The sequence below is a fragment of the Micromonospora sp. NPDC049799 genome, assembly GCF_040656655.1.
In the GTDB taxonomy this organism is placed as follows: Bacteria; Actinomycetota; Actinomycetes; order Mycobacteriales; family Micromonosporaceae; genus Micromonospora.
On sequence record NZ_JBFAMU010000931.1, the window covers coordinates 1 to 1019 of the forward strand.

General features: G+C 73.6%; 2 protein-coding genes. Both read left to right on the top strand.

The features are described from left to right. The first annotated feature begins 301 nt into the window (after positions 1 to 301). The gene (locus AB0I76_RS30730) at positions 302 to 817 is read left to right on the top strand and encodes a SigE family RNA polymerase sigma factor (RefSeq protein WP_357042861.1); all 516 of its coding nucleotides are present in this window, start codon (positions 302 to 304) and stop codon (positions 815 to 817) included. Beyond that, on the top strand, positions 814 to 1019 hold a 206-nt coding region (locus tag AB0I76_RS30735; RefSeq protein WP_357042864.1), incomplete at its 3' end, for a hypothetical protein. The genes AB0I76_RS30730 and AB0I76_RS30735, both read left to right, overlap by 4 nt.

Consider the following 1019-nt stretch of genomic DNA (forward strand, 5'->3'; position numbering starts at 1 on the left):
CGCGCTGCGGGCGGCCCGCCCCCGGTGGCGCCGCCTGCTCTGGTCGTTCCACCCGGCTCCCCTGCTCGGCCGGGCCGCGCCCACCCGCCCGGCCGGGACGGGCTCTGTCGATCCGCCACTCACGGCGGGACGTCCTCCGACGTCAGGCGGCTGACCCGGTCCGGCTCCTCGACCACAACGGCGGGCTACGCGGCGCCGGTACGGCAGGCGACCGCACGCAGCCGATCACAGGACGTTACCGGGGTGGTGACGCAACCCGGCGGCCGTCCGGCCCCGTCGAGCGTGCGGAGGAGGGAGCCCAATGGCGGATGCCGAGCACGAGTACGTGGAGTACGTCTCCACGCGACTGCCCAGCCTGCACCGGACCGCGTTCCTGATGTGCGGCGACGCCCATCTGGCCGACGACGTGGTGCAGCAGACGATCACGGCGCTGTACGTGAACTGGCGCCGGGTCAGCCGCGCCGACAACGTCGACGCGTACGTGCACCGGATGCTGGTCCACAAGCTCGTCGACGAGAAGAGGTTGAGCTGGGCGAAGGTCCGGCTGCTGGGGTCGGTGCCGGAGCCGGAGCCTGCGCCGCGCACCCCGTACGACGAGCTGTCCGAGCGGGACAGCCTGGTCGCCGCGCTGGCCCACCTCCCTCGCGGCCAGCGCACCGTACTGGTCCTGCGGTTCCTGTGCGACCTGTCGTTGGTCGACACCGCCGCGGCGATGGCCTGCTCCGAGGGGAACGTCAAGTCACAGACGGCTCGGGCGCTGGCGGCGGTCCGCCAGGTGCTCGGCGTCACCGAGATGTCCGGGAGGAATCCGAGATGACCACGTGTGACGACGAGCGGATCGCCGCTCTGCTGCGATCGGCGTCGGTGCCCGAGCCGCGGGTCGACGTAGGCCGCGCGGTCCGGGACGGCCAGCGTCGCCGGCGTCGCCGCCACGTCGGGTGCATCACCGCGGTGACGGTGGTGGCCGGGCTCTGCGCCCTGGGCTCCGTCCAGCTCGGCGGAACCGGCAGCCGACCGGC

Bases quoted from the DNA above. Each gene is read 5' to 3' on its own strand.
- AB0I76_RS30730 (WP_357042861.1), top strand. From the start codon at position 302: ATGGCGGATGCCGAGCACGAGTACGTGGAGTACGTCTCCACGCGACTG.